General features: G+C 74.0%; 17 protein-coding genes. 11 read left to right on the top strand and 6 right to left on the bottom strand.

Features of this window, described 5'->3' with window-relative positions; all coding sequences use genetic code 11:
* Window positions 1-17 precede the first annotated feature (17 nt).
* Window positions 18-1151, top strand: a complete 1134-nt coding sequence (locus AOM04_RS09140; RefSeq protein WP_062464488.1) for a cysteine desulfurase family protein — start codon at window positions 18-20, stop codon at window positions 1149-1151.
* A 1-nt stretch (window position 1152) separates the two neighbouring features.
* Window positions 1153-1386, top strand: coding sequence for a sulfurtransferase TusA family protein (locus AOM04_RS09135; RefSeq protein WP_062464487.1), 234 nt, complete (start codon window positions 1153-1155; stop codon window positions 1384-1386).
* 9 nt (window positions 1387-1395) lie between these two features.
* Here the strand turns inward: AOM04_RS09135 and erpA are convergent, their stop codons facing one another.
* From erpA to AOM04_RS09120, 3 genes are all read right to left on the bottom strand, one after another.
* Window positions 1396-1749 carry an iron-sulfur cluster insertion protein ErpA gene (gene erpA, locus AOM04_RS09130; protein ID WP_062464486.1) on the bottom strand — a complete coding sequence of 118 codons (354 nt, stop codon included), beginning with the start codon at window positions 1747-1749 and terminating at the stop codon, window positions 1396-1398.
* Window positions 1750-1859: 110 nt separating this feature from the next.
* Complete coding sequence (locus AOM04_RS09125; protein WP_062464485.1) at window positions 1860-2510, bottom strand: hypothetical protein; 651 nt, start codon at window positions 2508-2510, stop codon at window positions 1860-1862.
* On the bottom strand, window positions 2507-3487 hold the full coding sequence (locus tag AOM04_RS09120; RefSeq protein ID WP_062464484.1) for a glycerate kinase: 981 nt from the start codon (window positions 3485-3487) through the stop codon (window positions 2507-2509). The genes AOM04_RS09125 and AOM04_RS09120 overlap by 4 nt, the downstream gene beginning before the upstream one ends.
* Before the next feature lie 40 nt (window positions 3488-3527).
* Between AOM04_RS09120 and nadA the strand changes: the two genes are divergently transcribed.
* The 5 genes from nadA (at window position 3528) to AOM04_RS09095 (ending at window position 8502) form a co-directional block, all read left to right on the top strand.
* A complete protein-coding gene (nadA, locus tag AOM04_RS09115) occupies window positions 3528-4730 on the top strand; it encodes a quinolinate synthase NadA (protein WP_062464483.1) in 1203 nt (400 codons plus the stop codon).
* Window positions 4731-4767: 37 nt separating this feature from the next.
* Window positions 4768-5334 carry a DUF3043 domain-containing protein gene (locus AOM04_RS09110; protein ID WP_062464482.1) on the top strand — a complete coding sequence of 189 codons (567 nt, stop codon included), beginning with the start codon at window positions 4768-4770 and terminating at the stop codon, window positions 5332-5334.
* Between the two features lie 143 nt (window positions 5335-5477).
* Window positions 5478-6578 carry a glycosyltransferase gene (locus AOM04_RS09105; RefSeq protein WP_156160680.1) on the top strand — a complete coding sequence of 367 codons (1101 nt, stop codon included), beginning with the start codon at window positions 5478-5480 and terminating at the stop codon, window positions 6576-6578.
* A 50-nt stretch (window positions 6579-6628) separates the two neighbouring features.
* Window positions 6629-7636, top strand: a complete 1008-nt coding sequence (locus AOM04_RS09100) for an aldo/keto reductase family protein (RefSeq protein WP_062464480.1) — start codon at window positions 6629-6631, stop codon at window positions 7634-7636.
* 206 nt (window positions 7637-7842) lie between these two features.
* A complete protein-coding gene (locus AOM04_RS09095; RefSeq protein ID WP_062464479.1) occupies window positions 7843-8502 on the top strand; it encodes a phosphoribosyltransferase in 660 nt (219 codons plus the stop codon).
* Window positions 8503-8513: 11 nt separating this feature from the next.
* On the opposite strand, the gene AOM04_RS09090 is transcribed toward AOM04_RS09095, so the two are convergent.
* Window positions 8514-9416, bottom strand: coding sequence for a LysR family transcriptional regulator (locus AOM04_RS09090; RefSeq protein WP_062464478.1), 903 nt, complete (start codon window positions 9414-9416; stop codon window positions 8514-8516).
* Window positions 9417-9499: 83 nt separating this feature from the next.
* On the opposite strand from AOM04_RS09090, the gene AOM04_RS09085 reads away from it, so the two are divergent.
* A complete protein-coding gene (locus tag AOM04_RS09085; protein WP_062464477.1) occupies window positions 9500-10588 on the top strand; it encodes a TDT family transporter in 1089 nt (362 codons plus the stop codon).
* Between the two features lie 36 nt (window positions 10589-10624).
* On the opposite strand, the gene AOM04_RS09080 is transcribed toward AOM04_RS09085, so the two are convergent.
* Window positions 10625-11641, bottom strand: a complete 1017-nt coding sequence (locus tag AOM04_RS09080; protein WP_082104550.1) for a quinone-dependent dihydroorotate dehydrogenase — start codon at window positions 11639-11641, stop codon at window positions 10625-10627.
* A 33-nt stretch (window positions 11642-11674) separates the two neighbouring features.
* Here AOM04_RS09080 and AOM04_RS09075 point away from each other — a divergent pair, with 33 nt between their 5' ends.
* Complete coding sequence (locus tag AOM04_RS09075) at window positions 11675-13117, top strand: leucyl aminopeptidase (protein WP_062464475.1); 1443 nt, start codon at window positions 11675-11677, stop codon at window positions 13115-13117.
* 159 nt (window positions 13118-13276) lie between these two features.
* On the opposite strand, the gene AOM04_RS09070 is transcribed toward AOM04_RS09075, so the two are convergent.
* A complete protein-coding gene (locus AOM04_RS09070; RefSeq protein WP_062464474.1) occupies window positions 13277-13612 on the bottom strand; it encodes a hypothetical protein in 336 nt (111 codons plus the stop codon).
* 111 nt (window positions 13613-13723) lie between these two features.
* Here AOM04_RS09070 and lpdA point away from each other — a divergent pair, with 111 nt between their 5' ends.
* Both lpdA and AOM04_RS09060 read left to right on the top strand, forming a co-directional pair.
* Entirely contained in the window at window positions 13724-15112 is a 1389-nt protein-coding gene (gene lpdA / locus AOM04_RS09065) for a dihydrolipoyl dehydrogenase (RefSeq protein ID WP_228373694.1), read from the top strand.
* Window positions 15113-15139: 27 nt separating this feature from the next.
* Window positions 15140-15863, top strand: a 724-nt coding sequence (locus tag AOM04_RS09060) for a biotin/lipoyl-containing protein (RefSeq protein WP_304512014.1), incomplete at its 3' end; no start/stop codon positions are given.

The raw sequence follows: 15863 nt of genomic DNA, 5'->3' as shown, positions 1-15863 counted from the left end.
CGGAGTACCGTGATGCCATGCAGGCCGCACGTATGTTCCTGGATGCCAGTGGATCCTCACCTATGACGAACAGGACGCTCGAGGCGTTCCATGCCGGCCTCGCCGACGGCTGGGCCGACCCGTCGCGGCTCCACACCGAGTCGCGCCGCGCCCGCCAGCTGCTCGACGCGTCGCGCGAGGCGATCGCCGAGGCGCTGGGCGCCCGCCCCGAGCACACCCACCTCACCCAGTCCCCTCACGCCGCGCTCGAGCGCGTCATCGCGGGCGTGTTCACGGCGCGCCGCGGGCGCGACCGCATCGTCGCCTCCGCCGTCGAGCGCGACGCGACCCTGCACGCCGCGCACCACGTCAGCGGCGGGCGCGTCACCACCGTGGCGGTCGACGCGCGGGGCCACGTGGACCTCGACGCCCTCGCGGCGGAGGTCGAGGTGCCCGACGTCGCGCTGGCCGCGGTCCAGCACGCCAACCACGAGATCGGCACCGTGCAGCGCCTCGCGCGCGTCGCTGAGATCACGGCGGCGGCCAGGGTGCCGCTGCTCGTCGACGCGACCGCGAGCATCGGCCACGGACCCTCCCCCGCGCACTGGGACGCGCTGGTCGCCAACCCCGCGGACTGGGGCGGGCCGGCCGGCCTGGGCGTCGTCGCGCTGCGCCCGCAGACGCGGTGGCTGCCCGCCTGGCCCGAGGGCGACGACTGGGCGCCGGGCGGCGTGCTCGTGCCCGCGGTGCTGGCCGCCGCGGTCGCGCTGCAGGAGCGTCGCGAGCTGCTCGACGCCACGTCGCTGCGCCTGCACGGCCTGGTCGCCCGCGTGCGCGAGGCCGCGTCCGCCTGGCCGGGCGTCGACGTGGTCGGCGACCCCGACGAGCGCCTCCCCCACGTCGTGACGTTCTCGTGCCTCTACGTCGACGGCGAGGCGCTGCTGACGCGCCTCGACCGCGAGGGCATCGCCGTGGGGTCGGGCTCCGCCTGCACCACGAGCACGCTTGAGCCCAGCCGGGTCCTCGCCGCGGTCGGCGCGCTCAGCCACGGCAACGTGCGGATGGGCCTGCACCCAGGAGTGACCGACGCGGACATCGACCGGCTCGTCGCGCTGATGCCGCGCGTGATCGCGGAGCTGCGCGCGGAGGCCGGCGCGCCCGAGGTCGCCTGACGTGGCCGGCGAGGCCGTCACGGTCGACGCGACGGGGCTGCTGTGCCCGCTGCCCATCATCGAGCTCGCGAAGGCCGCCCGCGGCCGCGAGCCGGGGACCGTGCTCACGGTGGTCTGCACGGATCTCGCCGCCCGTGTCGACGTGCCCGCGTGGGCCCGGATGACGGGCCACGCGTTCGTGGGGGAAAAGAAGACGGACGGCGGGGCCGTGGCCCTCACCGTCCGTCTCCGCTGAGAATGCGACTCAGCTGAAGGAGTCTCCGCACGCGCAGGAGCTCGACGCGTTGGGGTTGTCGATGGTGAACCCCTGCTTCTCGATGGTGTCCGAGAAGTCGATCGTCGCGCCATCGAGGTACGGGACCGACATCTTGTCGACCACGACCTCCACGCCGTCGAAGTCGCGAACCGCGTCCCCGTCCAGCGCGCGCTCATCGAAGTAGAGCTGGTAGATGAGGCCGGAGCAGCCGCCGGGCTGCACCGCGAGGCGCAGCCGCAGGTCGTCGCGGCCCTCCTGCTCGAGCAGGCTCCTGACCTTGGCAGCCGCGGCATCGGTGATGACGACGCCATGGGCCTTGGTCTCGGTCGCAAGATCAGCCATGTGCGCCTCCTCTCTCTCGGGTTTCCGTGTCAAGCGTACGCCGCGGCCGGGATATTCCGAACCCCCGCCGCAAGATCGGTGGACGTGTCACCGACCAGGGGCGAGGCACGTCAGATATCGGTGCGCAGCAGAGAGTCGACCTCGGAGATCTCCAGGCGGCTCCCGGTGGCCGCGAGGGCCGCGCTCGCCGCGCGCACGCTGAGCTCGTCTCGACGCGCGATAGACCACAGCCCGACCATCGCCGCGCTCGGGTCGGCGCTGCCCTCCATCCGGGTGTGGAGCACCAGCTCCGCCGACCGTGGCGACGGACGCAGGCCCAGGAGACGGCCCGACCCGATGCGCAGCACCCCGCCGTCACGGAGCGCGAAGCCCTCCCCTGGGCGCCTCGAGCACTCCGCCACGTGCCACCCTCCGTCGACACGGGTGAGGCGCGCCCTCGCGCCACCGCCCTTGAGGAACGCAACCCGGCGCAGCATCAGGATGAGGCCGATGCCCCATCCCGTGGTCCAGGCGAACGCCAGGTACCAGTGCAGCCAGCCGCCGCGGTTGTCGGGCGCGTCCGGCGATCCGAGCTCGGCCGGCACCACGTCGCGGGCGACCAGCACCACCAACACCACGACCGGGAGCTGCGCCACGAGGCAGCCGGCCGCGCCGGCCAGCGCCTCCCGCCACCGACGCCGCGGCCCCACGAACGCGAGCAGGTCGACGGTGTCGCCGGGCGCGAACGGGTGACCGCCGCGCGCCGGGGTCGCGGCCGTCACCGGCGCGGGGTCCAGGTGTGCGCGACGCGACGGATCTGGTCGCCGAGCGCGCCCTCCCCCGGCTCCGCCTCATGCGCGGAGGCGACGCCCGCGGCCATCAGGTCGCGGCGCCCCACCGCGAGATGGGAGGTGACGGCGACGCACGGCACGCCCCGGCGGGCGGCCAGGGACGATGCGGCGGAGACGACCCCGTGATCGAGGTCCGACGCGGTGAGCCGCTCGGTGACGGCCACCACCACGTCGGCGTCGTGCGCGGCGGAGTCGAGGCCCGCGAGCTCCGCGGCGGCCGGCGCGGCGGGCACGAGCCGCGCGCCCATCGCGGCGAGCGCGTAGGCGAGCCCTCCGGCGGCGCCGGTACCCGGCTCGTCGGACAGCCGCGCGGGTCCGATCAGCGTGCGGCGCGCCGCAACCGGGTCGGCCTCCCGCGCGATGGCGGCCCACCTCTCCTCCTGGACCTGGGCGGCCTGGGCGAGCGCCGCATCGTGCTCACGGCCGTCCCGGACGGCCGCGCTCATGCCCGTGAACCCCAGCAGGGGGCGGTCCGAGCCCACGAGCGCCACGACGTCGAGGCGCGCGACCCCGGCGCGGGCGGCCTCGAGGCCGCCGCCCCACACGTCGACGGCGTCCCCCGCGGGCGTCTCGTCGCCGAGCGGCACGACGATGCGGCCCGTCTCCCCCGCCGCCGCGAGGCCCAGCAGCGCGGCGCTCAGCGCGCCCGGCTCCCAGCGCCCGCCCGAGGCCGGCGCGAGCACCGCGACCGTGCCCACGCGGCGTGCCCGTGCGCCCCCGACGGACCACGTCTCCCCCGCCAACGCATCGGCCGTCCGCGGGCCTCCCGCGGGGGTCGCGACGACGTCGAGCGCGACGTGCGGAGCGGCCGCGGACCAGGCATCTCGGACGATCCGGGCGGTCTGATCGGGGGCGAGGGTCCCGGAGTCCTGGCGGGGCCAGCTCTGGGCGGCGATGACGGCGCGCATGGCCTCAAGTGTGCCCTGCCGCGCGTGCGACAATGTTCGGATGACCCAGACCTTCACTGAGCCCTCGCCGTCTGCGCTGATGCTCCTGGGCGAGCGTCGCGACCCCCTGTCGGAGCGCGGGGTGGACTGTCCCGGCACGCTCCCGTCGCCGTCCGACCCGGACCTGGTCGAGCGGGCCCGCGCCGCGAAGGAGGCGCTGGGCGACCGCGCGTTCATCCTCGGGCACCACTACCAGCGCGACGAGGTCATCCAGTTCGCGGACGTCACCGGCGACTCGTTCAAGCTCGCGCGCGACGCAGCCGCGCGCCCGGAGGCGGAGTTCATCGTCTTCTGCGGCGTGCACTTCATGGCCGAGAGCGCCGACATCCTCACGTCCGACGCGCAGCAGGTCGTGCTGCCGGACATGGCCGCGGGCTGCTCGATGGCCGACATGGCGAACATCAACCAGGTCGACGACGCATGGGCGCAGCTCGAGGAGGCCGGCGTCGCCTCGCGCACCGTGCCCGTCACCTACATGAACTCGACGGCCGCCATCAAGGCGTTCTGCGGCGAGCACGGCGGCGTGGTGTGCACGTCCTCGAACGCCGAGGTCGCGGTGCGCTGGGCGTTCGACCAGGTCGGCGGCGTGGACGGCGACGGCAAGGTGCTGTTCCTGCCGGACCAGCACCTCGGCCGCAACACCGCGGTGCTGAAGCTGGGCCTCGGTCTCGACGACTGCATCGTCTGGGACCCCCGCAAGCCCCTGGGCGGCAACACCGCCGAGGCGGTCGAGGCGGCCCGCGTGATCCTGTGGAAGGGCCACTGCTCGGTGCACGGCCGCTTCCGCCGCGCGCACGTCGAGAAGTTCCGCGAGCAGGTGCCCGGCATCAACGTGCTCGTGCACCCCGAGTGCGCGCACGACGTCGTGACCGCGGCCGACCACGTCGGCTCGACCGAGTACATCATCAACACGCTGGACGCCGCCGAGCCCGGCTCGAAGTGGGTCATCGGCACCGAGCTCAACCTGGTCCGTCGGGTCGCCAACGCGCATCCCGACAAGGAGGTCCACTTCCTCGAGGACACGGTGTGCTTCTGCTCCACCATGAACCGCATCGACCTGCCCCACCTGGTGTGGGCGCTCGAGTCGCTGGTCGCGGGCGACGTCCCGAACGTCATCGTCGTCGATGACGAGACCCAGCGCCTCGCGAAGGTCGCGCTCGACCGCATGCTCGCGCTTCCCGCGCTCGCCCCCGCCAAGGACTGACCAGAAGGACGGATACGGGCCTCGGCCCTCACCACACATGAGCGACAACAACTCCCCCGAGACCGAGATCCCCGGCGTCGACACCGGCAAGAAGGGCCGCCCGACGCCCAAGCGCAAGGAGCAGGAGGCCGCGCGCCGCCGCCCGGTCATCGCCGACTCCAAGGCCGACCGCAAGGCGCAGCGCGAGAAGCAGCGCGTGCAGCGCGAGAAGGAGTTCCAGGCGATGCGCGAGGGCGACGAGCGGCACATGCCGCTCGAGCACCGCGGTCCCGAGCGCCGGTTCCTGCGCGACTACGTCGACGCGCGCACCGCGCCCGGCGAGTTCCTGCTGCCGATGTCGATCGTGTTCGTCATCCTGTCGCTGGTGATCCCCTCGACGAACTGGATGGGCCTGGCGCTGATCGCCCTCTTCTACGCGATCGTCCTCGGCGTCGCCGTCGACACGTGGCTCATGACGCGCCGCATGAAGAAGGCGTTCATCGCGAAGTTCGGCGAGCGCCGCGTCCCCCGCGGCTGGACGTTCTACGTCATCGCCCGCCACCTCAACATGCGTCGCTTCCGCGCGCCCAAGCCGGCCGTCAAGCGGGGCGAGTACCCCGTCTGACCGCACCAGCGCGTCGTCCACGAGAGCCCCGGGCCGCCGCCCGGGGCTCTCGTCGTCCCCGGGCATCCGTGCCAGCACCCATCCGCCGGGGCGCCGCTCGTGCCTATCGTGTGCCAGGGGCACGATGCGACGGGGGGCGTGGCATGAGGGTGCTGATGATCACGGCGGACATGGGCGGCAACGTGCCGCCGACCCTGGCCGTCGCCGACGCGCTGGTCGCGCGCGGTCACGGGGTGGCCGTCGCGGGACTGCCGCCCGGGGGCACGGCGCTGCCGCGGCGCGAGCTGGCCGCCGCCACCGCCGTCGCGGCGGCCGTGCGGGGCGAGGGGACCGCGTCCGGCGACCTGTCCGCGCTGCTGCGCCTCATGGGCGGGCGCGCGACCACGGCCGCCACCCGCGCCCTGGTGGAGTCCGAGCGGCCCGACGTCGTGGTCGCGGACTGCATGCTGCCCGCGCCGCTGCGAGGGGTGCTCGACGCCGGTGCGCCCACGGCGGTGCTGTTCCACACGTTCGCCTCGTACTGGACCGACCGGTTCGACCGGGGCCCGGCGGGCGTCGCCCTCGCCGCGCGCCGCCTGCGGCCCGCGACGCTGTGGCGCGAGGCGGGACTGCGGCTCGTGGCGACGGATCCCGGGCTCGACCCGGGCCGCGACGGTCGCCGCCTCGCCGACGCCGTGTGGACGGGCACCACCGAGACCGGCGCGGAGCGGGCGCCCCACGACGGCCCGCCTCGGATCCTCGTGTCGCTCAGCTCGACCGGCTGGCCGGGGATGCTCGACGTCTACCGGCGCATCGTCGCGGCGCTGGCGGCGCTGCCCGTGACGGCCGTCGTGACGACCGGCCGGGTGGACCTGGGCGGCGAGGTGCCCGCCGCGGCGAACGTCGATGTGCGCGCCTTCGCCGACCACGCGGAGCTGCTGGCCCGCACCGACCTCCTCATCGGGCACGGCGGCCACTCGACCACGATGAAGGCGCTCGCGCACGGGGTCCCCGTGCTCGTGCTGCCGATCAACCCGACCGCCGACCAGCGCATGCTCGGCGACGCGCTCGCGCGCGCGGGCCTCGGGAGGGTGCTGCGCAGGTCCGCCCGGCCCGAGGTCGTCCGCGACACGGTCGAGGCGATGCTCGCCGACGGCGGTCTGAGGTCCCGCGCCGAGGCCGTCGGGACCCGCATGCGCGGCATGCCGCCGGGTGCGGACGTCGCCGCGGAGCGCATCGTCGCCCTCGCGTTCGCGCGCCGCTGAACCGGGCCGCCCGGGCGACCCGCGCATCGTCCCTCCCCTAGGGTCGAGGCATGGTCAACTATCGATACCTGGGCAACTCCGGCCTCAAGATCACGGAGCTCACCTACGGCAACTGGATCACCCACGCCTCGCAGGTGGAGAACGATCAGGCGAAGGCGTGCGTGCGCGCGGCGCTCGACGTCGGCATCACGTCCTTCGACACGGCGGACGTCTACGCGAACACCGCCGCCGAGGTCGTGCTGGGCGACGCCCTCAAGGGCGAGCGTCGCGAGAGCCTCGAGATCTTCACCAAGGTGTTCTGGCCCACCGGCCCCGGCGGCGCCAACGACATGGGCCTGTCGCGCAAGCACATCATGGAGTCCATCAACGGCTCGCTCACGCGCCTCCAGACCGACTACGTGGATCTCTACCAGGCACATCGCTTCGACTACGACACGCCGCTCGAGGAGACGATGAGCGCGTTCGCGGACATCGTGCACGCGGGCAAGGCGCACTACATCGGCGTGAGCGAGTGGACCGCGGACCAGATCCGCGCGGGCGCCGCGCTCGCGAAGGAGCTGCGCATCCCGTTCGTGTCCTCGCAGCCGCAGTACTCGATGCTGTGGCGCGTCATCGAGGACGAGGTCGTGCCCGCGTCGCAGGAGGTGGGCGTGTCGCAGATCGTGTGGTCGCCCGTCGCGCAGGGCATCCTCACCGGCAAGTACAGGCCGGGCCAGCCCGCCCCCGCCGGCTCGCGCGCGACCGACGAGAAGTCGGGCGCGAACTTCATCCAGCGGTTCATGAGGGACGACATCCTCACGCGCGTCCAGGGCCTGCAGGTCATCGCCGACGAGCTGGGGCTGACCATGGCGCAGCTCGCCATCGCGTGGGTGCTGCAGAACTCGAACGTCGCCGCCGCGATCATCGGGGCGTCGCGTCCCGAGCAGATCGTCGACAACGCCAAGGCGTCGGGTGTGGAGATCCCCGCGGAGCTGATGACGCGCATCGACGAGGTGCTCGGCGACATCGTCGAGCGGGACGCCTCGAAGACCACCGAGGCCGGCCCGCGCTCGCGCTGAGCCGACAGGACGCACACGAAGGCCCCGGGGGGATCCCCGGGGCCTTCGCTGCATCAAAGGAGAAAACAATGCTTGTACGCCTGGCAGGTGCGCACGTGGGGTGAACGCCTGGGCGCGCGGCCGAGTTCCCGCGTTCGCCGGACCCCGGTGCGGGCCGATGCCGACGTGCCCGACCGGGGCCGGCGGGGCGGGCGCACACTGGAGCCATGGACGTGCTGCGGGATCGCGACGATGCCGGCGCGCGCCTCACGTGGCTGCTGTCGCCGCTCGTGGCGCAGGGCGATCCGACGAGCGCCGTCGTGCTGGGGCTGCCCCGCGGCGGCGTGCCGGTCGGCGCCGCGATCGCGCGGGGGCTGGGCCTGCCGCTCGACGTCGTGGTGGTGCGCAAGCTCGGCGCCCCGGGCAACCCGGAGTACGGCTTCGGCGCGGTCGGCGAGGGCGGCATCCGGGTGCTCGACGAGGCGGCCATGGGGATGCTCGGCGTCACCGACGGGGACGTCGCGGCGATCGAGGCGCGCGAGCGCGCCGAGCTCGAGCGACGCGTCGCGGCGTACCGCGAGGTCCGGCCGCGCGTGCCGCTCGCCGGGCGCACCGCGATCGTGGTGGACGACGGGATCGCCACCGGCGGCAGCGCACGCGCCGCGGCGCTCGTCGCGCGGGCCGGCGGCGCGTCCCGCGTGATCGTGGCGGCCGGCGTCGCGGCACCGGACTCCCTGCACGCGCTGATGAAGGACGGCGCCGCGGACCTCGCCCTCGCCGCGCTCATCCCCGATGAGATGCTCGCGGTGGGTCGCTGGTACCTCGACTTCACCCAGACCCCGGAGGACCGGGTGATCGCGCTGCTGCGCGAGGCGGCCGGGAGCTGAGGCGTCCGGGATCAGCGGCGCGGTCGCGACGCGATGTCGAGGATGCGCGCGGCCGCGGGCGACAGCCGCCGCCGCGGGTCCCACACCGCCGCGAGCGGGCGCGACAGCGACGGCCCGTCGACCGGGACGCGGATGAGCCGTCCGGCGGCGACGTCGTCGTGGACGGCGCGCTCGCTCAGCGCCGCCACTCCCCCGCCCGCGAGGATGGTCGCGCGTATGGCGGCCGTCGTCGAGAGCTCGGCCGCCGGGGCGACCACGGTTCCCGGACCCAGCACCGACTCGAGGGCGCGCTCGAGGGTCCGGCGCGTACCCGAGCCGGGCTCGCGGCTGACCAGCGGCGTGCGTGCGACCTCCGCGGGCGACACCGCGGTGCGCCTCGACCACGGGTGCCCCGGGGCGACCACGAGGACGACCTCGTCGTGCGCGACCACGAGCGTCGCGAGGCCCTCGGGCGGGTCCGGCGTCTCGACGAAGCCCAGGTCGTCCGCGCCGGAGCGGATGCGCTCGGCGACGGTGACGCTGTTGACCGCCGTGAGCTCGACCTGCGCGGCCTCCGGCTCCGCCGCGTACGCCACGAGCCAGCCCGGCAGCAGGTGCTCCGCGACCGTGAGGCTCGCGCCCAGGCGGAGGTGGGCGGCGCTGTCGGCCCGCAGCGACGCCACGGCGGACTCGAAGCCGTCCATGTGCTGGAGGACGGCGGCAGCCCACCCGGCCACCATCACGCCCTGGTCCGTGAGCGCGGTGCCGCGTGCGCTCCGCGAGAACAGCGACAGCCCCCAGCGCCGCTCCATCGCACGCATGCGCTGCGACACCGCCTGCTGGGAGACGCCGAGCGCGTGCGCGGCGCCCGTGAGGCTCCCTCGCTCCTCGACGGCCGCGAGCATCCGCAGCTCCTCGATCGACGTCCCCGCCATGCCGCCTCCGTCACAACCTGCGCTTGTGGTTCGCCATGATTCTCGCACTACCGGCGACCAGTGGGACTTGGAAGGCTGTGGTCATGGCCCGCTCGCGCACCGTCCCCGTCCCGCCCAACTGGTTCGCGGTCGTGATGGGCACGTCGATCGTCGCGACGGGCGCGCACTCGCTGCCGGTGCGGCTTCCCGGCCTCGACGCGCTCGCATGGGCCGCGTGGGCGCTGGCCGGAGCGGTGCTCGTGGCGGCGCTCGCGGGCACCGTCGCTCACGTCCGGCGCGAGCCCGGCGCGGTGCGCGGCTACCTGCTCGATCCCGGCGTCGCGCACTTCTACGGCGCCCCGGCGATGGGACTGCTCGCCTTCGGCGCCGCGACGCTGCTGGTCGCCCCGCCGCTGCTCGGCTCGGCCGCCGTCGCGATCGACGGCGCGCTCTGGATCGTGGGTACCGCGCTGGGCCTCGCGACCGCGGTCGGCGTGCCGGTGCTCGCGTTCACGCGGCACCGGGTGGGGGCCGATGCGGCGACGGGCGCCTGGCTGATGCCCGTCGTGCCGCCCATGGTCTCGGCCGCCACGGGGGCGCTGCTGCTGCCCCACCTCGACGGCGCCGCCGCGCAGACGATGGCGCTGGCGTGCTACGCGATGTTCGGCGCCTCGGGGCTGGCGGCGTTCGCGATCATCCCTCAGGTGTGGTCGCGCCTCGCGCATCACCAGCGCGGCGACCTGCGCACGGTGCCGACGATGTGGATCGTGCTCGGTCCCCTCGGTCAGTCCGTGACGGCGGTGGGGCTGCTCGCCGATCACGCCGGGCCGGCGCTCGGGATCGCTCCCTCCACGTTCACGCTGTTCGCCCTGCTCTACGGCGTGCCCGTGATGGGCTTCGCGCTGCTGTGGCTCGCGATCGCGGCCGCGGTGACGGCGATGACCGCGCGCGAGGGGCTGCCGTTCTCGCTCGCGTGGTGGGCGTTCACGTTCCCCGTCGGCACGATGGTGACCGGCGCATCGTCCCTCGCGGGGCACACCGGGGCCGCGGCGGCCTCCGTGCTCGCCGTCGCGCTCTTCGCGCTCCTGCTCGCGGGGTGGGGCGTCGCGTCCGCCGGGACGGTGCGCGACCTGAGGTCGCGGCGCGTGGGAGGACTGAGCCTCCCGAGCACGCCCGTCGCGGCCCGATCCTGAGGACTGGGCGTCCCGACCGGGCGAGGCGGGGCGGGGTCAGGCGCGGGTGAGCGCCTCGTTGAGCCGCGCGACCCACCACGGGCCCCGGTAGACGAACGCCGTGTAGACCTGCAGCAGCGTCGCACCGGCGGCGAGCACCGCGCGGGCGTCGTCCTCCGAGGAGATGCCGCCCACGCCGACGAGGCACATGTCGGGGCCCACGCGCCCACGCAGGCGCGCCACGATCTCGAGCGCGCGCGGCAGCAGCACGGGTCCGGACAGGCCGCCGGGGCCGCGGTCGTGGGAGATGGTGGTGTTCGAGGCGACGATGCCGTCGAGGCCCAGCTCGAGCGCGAGGTCGGCGACCGCGTCGACGTCCTCGTCCGCGAGGTCCGGCGCGATCTTCACGAGCAAGGGCACGCGGCGGTCCGTGACGGCCTCGTCGGCGGCCGCGCGCGTGGCGGCGAGGATCGGGCGCAACGTCTCCACGGACTGGAGGTCGCGCAGGCCCGGCGTGTTGGGCGAGGACACGTTCACGACGAGGTAGTCGGCGTAGCGCGCGAGGCGGCTGGCCGAGTACGCGTAGTCCGCGGCGGCCCCCTCCGCGGGCGTCGTCTTGTTCTTGCCGAGGTTGACGCCGAGGACGATGCGGCGTCCGGCCTTGGAGGCGCGCAGGGCCTCGAGGCGCTCGGCCATCGCGTCGGCGCCGGCGTTGTTGAAGCCCATCTGGTTGCGCAGGCCCTGGACGTCCTTCTCGCGCCACGAGCGCGGCTTCGGGTTGCCCGGCTGCCCCTTCGGCGTGACGGTGCCCACCTCGACGAAGCCGAAGCCGGCCGCCGCGAGGCCCGTGACGGCCTCCGCGTCCTTGTCCATGCCGGCCGCGAGGCCCACCGGGCCGGGGAACGTCAGCCCGAGCGCGTGCACCGCTCCCGCGGCGTGGGGACGCGCCACGAGACCCAGCGCGCGCATCGTCCGGAACGCCCAGGCGCCCCGCCCGATCGAGGTCACGCCGAAGCGGTGGGCGACCTCGGCGTCGACGTGGGACAGGACGTGGCGATAGAAGGGGACGTACACGAGTCCCAAGGTACCGGGGCTAGGCTCGACGGCATGACCTCACTCACCACCACCCAGGATCAGGTCGCGTCCGTCGAGGCCGACGCCATCATCGTCGGCTGGACCGCGGACGGCACCGTCGCAGCCCACCCCCTGCTCGCCGACGAGGCCCGCGCGGCCATCGCGGCGAACGCCTCGCTCCTCGACGCGTCGTCGAATACCGGCAAGGTCACCGTCGTGCCGGGCACCGGCACCGCGGCCCGCCGCGTCGTGGTCGTCGGCATCGGCTCCGGCTCGGACGCGGACCTCCGCGCCGCCGCGGGCGAGGCCGCGCGCCAGGTCGGGAGCAAGGCCGCGACCGTCGTCGTGGCGCTGCCCGTCGCGTCCGACGCGGACGCGGTCGCGATCGCCCAGGGCGCCGTGCTCGGCGCGTACACGTTCACCGACTACAAGTCGGACGTCGAGGACCAGGTCGACACCGCGTGGATCGTCGCCGGCGCGTCCGACGCCGCGATCGAGCGCGCCTCGATCCTGGTGCAGGCGACCGCGGGCATCCGCGACCTCGTCAACACCCCGCCGCTCGACCTGTACCCGGGCTCGTTCGCCGAGATCGCCGAGCAGCTCGGCGCCCAGACCGGCGTCGACGTCGAGGTGTGGGACGCGAACCGCCTCGCGAACGAGGGCTTCGGCGGCATCCTGGGCGTCGGCATGGGCTCGTCCCGCCTCCCGCGCCTCGTGCGCGTGTCGTACAAGCCCGAGGGCGCGAAGCAGCTCGTCGCGCTCGTGGGCAAGGGCATCACGTTCGACACCGGCGGCATCTCGCTCAAGCCGTCGAAGTCGATGGAGACCATGAAGTCCGACATGACGGGCGCCGCCACCGTGCTGCACACCGTCATCGCGGCCGCCCGCGCCGAGCTCCCCATCGCCGTCACCGCGTGGCTGTGCCTCGCGGAGAACATGCCGTCGGGCACCGCGCAGCGCCCCTCCGACGTGATCCGAATCTACGGCGGCCAGACGGTCGAGGTCCTCAACACCGACGCCGAGGGCCGCCTCGTCATGGCGGACGGCCTGGTGAAGGCGCGCGAGGAGGACCCGGACGTGCTGCTCGACGTCGCGACCCTCACGGGCGCGCAGGGCATGGCGCTCGGCACCCGCACCTCGGGCGTCATGGGCACCCCCGAGATCCGCGACGAGATCGTGTCCCGCGCGGGCGAGGTCGACGAGGCGATGTGGGCGATGCCGCTCCCCGAGCACCTGCGCGAGTCGATCGTGTCGAAGATCGCGGACCTGCAGAACATCGGCGACCCGCAGGGCGGCGGCATGCTGTCGGCGGGCCTGTTCCTGCGCGAGTTCGTGGGCGGGACCCCGTGGGCGCACCTCGACATCGCGCGTCCGGCCTACAACGAGGGCAAGGCGTGGGCGGAGAACGTCGCCGGCTCGACCGGCCACTCGCTGCGCACCCTGTTCCACTTCCTCGAGGAGCGCGCCCAGGCGTGACGCGTCGCTGAACGGAAGGAAGGCCCGGTCCCCGCGAAAGGGGCCGGGCCTTCTCGATTCCCAATGACAAATGTGACAGAAGTGAAAGGCCGGGCGCGCGCGGGGCCCGCCAACGGCGGTCCCACGCGCCCCACCCGTCACTTATGTCATTGGGAATCGTCAGCCCAGGGACTTGCGGTGCTTCTCGTTCCACTCGCGCATGCGGGAGGGGTAGCCCGACAGGTTGACGTCGAAGGCCGGGAGGGAGAGCTGCTGCGCGAGCTTGCGCGCCGTGGCCTCGTCCGGCACGCGGCGCCGGGTCCACTCCCCCGTGTCCGCGACGATCACCATGGTGGTCTGCGTGACGCGCGTCGGGGGCTCGATGAACGCCTCGCATCCGGAGTGCGACGCGACGAAGCCCTTGAGGTGCGCGATGGTCTCCGCCTTCGCGTCCCTGCCGCCCGATGAGGGCGCCGAGGCAGCCTTGGACTTCGACCTCCAGGAGAACAGACCCATGTGCCCAGCGTAGTCACCGGATGGGACCTTGGGCGCTAGCGCCATGCGGTTCGTGCGCGCCGTGCACCGTGGCAAGATGGGCCGTACAGACATCCCTTACAAGGAGATCCCATAGTGTCCGAGTCCACCCCACGCTCGTTTGATGTCCTCATCCTCGGCGGCGGGTCGGGCGGCTATGCCGCCGCCCTGCGCGCCTCCCAGCTCGGCCTCCAGGTCGGTCTGGTCGAGGAGGCCAAGGTGGGGGGTACGTGCCTCCACAACGGCTGCATCCCGACGAAGGCGCTGCTGCACGCCGCCGAGCTCGCCGACAACGCCCGTGAGGGCGAGAAGTACGGCGTGAACAGCACCCTCGAGGGCATCGACATGCTCAAGGTGAACTCCTACAAGCAGGGCGTCATCGACCGCCTCTACCGCGGCCTCCAGGGCCTCGTGAAGTCGCGCAAGGTCACCGTCATCGAGGGCCACGGCCGCCTCGTCGGCCCCGACACCGTCGAGGTGAACGGCGAGCGCTACACCGGCACGAACATCGTCCTCGCGACCGGCTCGTACGCCCGCTCGCTCCCCGGCCTCGAGATCGGCGGGCGCGTCATCACGTCCGACCAGGCGCTCGGCATGGAGTGGGTCCCCCAGCGCGCGATCGTGCTCGGCGGCGGCGTCATCGGCGTCGAGTTCGCGTCCGTGTGGAAGTCCTTCGGCGCCGACGTCACCATCGTCGAGGCGCTGCCGCACCTCGCCCCGAACGAGGACGAGGCGCTGTCCAAGGGTCTCGAGCGCGCGTTCCGCAAGCGCGGCATCAACTTCAAGCTGGGCGCGCGCTTCCAGAGCGTCACGCAGTCCGATGCGGGCGTCGTCGTGACGCTCGAGGGCGGCGAGACCCTCGAGGCCGACATCCTGCTCGTCGCCGTCGGCCGCGGCCCCCGCACCGCCGACCTGGGCTACGAGGAGCAGGGCATCCGCGTCGACCGCGGCTTCGTGCTCACCGACGAGCGCCTCCACACCGGCGTCGCCAACATCTACGCGGTCGGCGACATCGTCCCCGGCCTCCAGCTCGCGCACCGCGGCTTCGGCCAGGGCATCTTCGTCGCCGAGGAGATCGCGGGCCTCGCGCCGCAGGCGATCGTCGAGTCGAACATCCCCCGCGTGACCTACTGCGACCCCGAGGTCGCGTCGGTGGGCCTCACCGAGGCGAAGGCGGCCGAGCAGTACGGCGCCGACAAGATCCAGGCGCTCGAGTACAACCTCGGCGGCAACGGCAAGAGCCAGATCCTCGGCACCACGGGCTTCGTCAAGCTCGTGCGCGTCGTCGACGGCCCGGTCGTCGGCGTCCACATGCTCGGCGCCCGTGTCGGCGAGCAGATCGGCGAGGCGCAGCTCATCGTGAGCTGGGACGCGCACCCGGAGGACGTCGCACCGCTCATCCACGCCCACCCCACGCAGAACGAGGCCCTGGGCGAGGCGCACCTTGCGCTCGCCGGCAAGCCCCTGCACGCGCACGACTGATCCGACACGACTGAGGAACAAGAACCCATGAGCAACGACGTCACCCTTCCCGCGCTCGGCGAGTCCGTCACCGAGGGCACCGTCACCCGCTGGCTCAAGCAGGTCGGCGACACCGTCGCCGCCGACGAGCCCCTGCTCGAGGTCTCGACCGACAAGGTCGACACCGAGATCCCGTCGCCGTTCGCCGGCACCCTCCTCGAGATCCTCGTCCAGGAGGACGAGGAGGCCGAGGTCGGCTCGGTGCTCGCGCGCATCGGCGAGGCCGGCGAGGCTCCCGCCGCCGCCGCGGCACCCGAGGCCGCCGCCCCCGCGGCTCCCTCCCCGGCCCCCGTCGAGGCGCCCGCGCCCGTCGCGGAGCCCGTGGCCGCCGCCCCCGCCCCCGTCGCGCCCGCCGCCGGTGGCCGCGACGTGACCCTGCCCGCCCTGGGCGAGTCGGTCACCGAGGGCACCGTCACCCGCTGGCTCAAGGCCGTCGGCGACTCCGTCGAGGCCGACGAGCCGCTGCTCGAGGTCTCGACCGACAAGGTCGACACCGAGGTGCCGTCGCCGTTCGCCGGCGTCGTCACCGAGATCCTCGTGCCCGAGGACGAGATCGCCGAGGTCGGCGCGGTCCTCGCCCGCATCGGCGAGCCCGGCTCCGCCCCGGCTCCCGTGGCCGCCGCACCCGTCGCCGCCGCACCCGCGGCCCCGGCCCCGGTCGCCCCCGCGGCGCCCGCCCCCGCGCCGGTCGCCCCGCCGGCTCCCCCGGCCC

This window comes from Demequina soli (assembly GCF_000971195.1).
Classification (GTDB): Bacteria; Actinomycetota; Actinomycetes; order Actinomycetales; family Demequinaceae; genus Demequina; species Demequina soli.
Note: the sequence above shows the minus strand (reverse complement) of the source record. Positions and strands in the feature narration are given on the sequence as shown.

What these genes read in the sequence shown, in the direction of transcription:
- AOM04_RS09140 (WP_062464488.1), top strand. Translation starts at nt 18, where the DNA reads ATGCAGGCCGCACGTATGTTCCTGGATGCCAGTGGATCCTCACCTATG.
- erpA (WP_062464486.1), bottom strand. Translation starts at nt 1,749, where the DNA reads ATGGCTGATCTTGCGACCGAGACCAAGGCCCATGGCGTCGTCATCACC.
- AOM04_RS09120 (WP_062464484.1), bottom strand. Translation starts at nt 3,487, where the DNA reads ATGCGCGCCGTCATCGCCGCCCAGAGCTGGCCCCGCCAGGACTCCGGG.
- nadA (WP_062464483.1), top strand. Translation starts at nt 3,528, where the DNA reads ATGACCCAGACCTTCACTGAGCCCTCGCCGTCTGCGCTGATGCTCCTG.
- AOM04_RS09110 (WP_062464482.1), top strand. Translation starts at nt 4,768, where the DNA reads ATGAGCGACAACAACTCCCCCGAGACCGAGATCCCCGGCGTCGACACC.
- AOM04_RS09105 (WP_156160680.1), top strand. Translation starts at nt 5,478, where the DNA reads ATGAGGGTGCTGATGATCACGGCGGACATGGGCGGCAACGTGCCGCCG.
- AOM04_RS09100 (WP_062464480.1), top strand. Translation starts at nt 6,629, where the DNA reads ATGGTCAACTATCGATACCTGGGCAACTCCGGCCTCAAGATCACGGAG.
- AOM04_RS09095 (WP_062464479.1), top strand. Translation starts at nt 7,843, where the DNA reads ATGGACGTGCTGCGGGATCGCGACGATGCCGGCGCGCGCCTCACGTGG.
- AOM04_RS09090 (WP_062464478.1), bottom strand. Translation starts at nt 9,416, where the DNA reads ATGGCGGGGACGTCGATCGAGGAGCTGCGGATGCTCGCGGCCGTCGAG.
- AOM04_RS09085 (WP_062464477.1), top strand. Translation starts at nt 9,500, where the DNA reads ATGGCCCGCTCGCGCACCGTCCCCGTCCCGCCCAACTGGTTCGCGGTC.
- AOM04_RS09075 (WP_062464475.1), top strand. Translation starts at nt 11,675, where the DNA reads ATGACCTCACTCACCACCACCCAGGATCAGGTCGCGTCCGTCGAGGCC.
- AOM04_RS09070 (WP_062464474.1), bottom strand. Translation starts at nt 13,612, where the DNA reads ATGGGTCTGTTCTCCTGGAGGTCGAAGTCCAAGGCTGCCTCGGCGCCC.